This window comes from Brevundimonas sp. (genome assembly GCF_046293315.1).
Taxonomy (GTDB): Bacteria; Pseudomonadota; Alphaproteobacteria; order Caulobacterales; family Caulobacteraceae; genus Brevundimonas.
On record NZ_JBKBPF010000137.1, the window covers coordinates 1 to 504 of the forward strand.

The window sequence follows — 504 nt, forward strand, 5'->3', positions numbered from 1 at the left end:
TGCCACTGCTCCGGGAAGGCGGCAGCGGCAGCGCTCGACTGCGCCGCCGCGGCGCTCGTCATGCCAGCGCCCATGACGCCGCCATCCGCGCCTGAGCCAGCGGCGGCAGCGCCGGCGGCGGCGGCGGCGGCGGCGGTGCCGACGGGAGCGGAGGCAGCAGCAGCAGCGATGACGGAGGTGCGAGGCGGGCCTGGGGGGGCCGTGCGGCGCTGGTGCAGCGCATCGTGCGCAGTGAGCGCGTAGCGGGTGACGGTGGAGCGGGAGGAGGGCGACAGGCCCGCCAAGTTCCGTTGATCACGCACAAACTCCGCAGGATCCACATCCCGTCGGAACACAGCCACGATGAGCACATCAGCACGCACGGGCAGCTGGAAGGCATACGCGGTGGCAGCCACTTGGTAGGCCGGGTCGGTGCGTACGGTCTTGTCCGGCTGCCGGGCCGCGCACGCAAGCACGCGCAACAACGCGCGCAAGAGCGAGCCACATGGGCGCCATTGTCGCAGC

Annotated in this window: 1 protein-coding gene; it reads right to left on the reverse strand. The window is 72.6% G+C overall.

From position 1 onward, the window contains the following. Positions 1 to 473: hypothetical protein (locus ACK4SE_RS14420; protein ID WP_409694109.1), on the reverse strand; the 473-nt coding region annotated here is incomplete at its 3' end. Between the last annotated feature and the right edge of the window lie 31 nt (positions 474 to 504).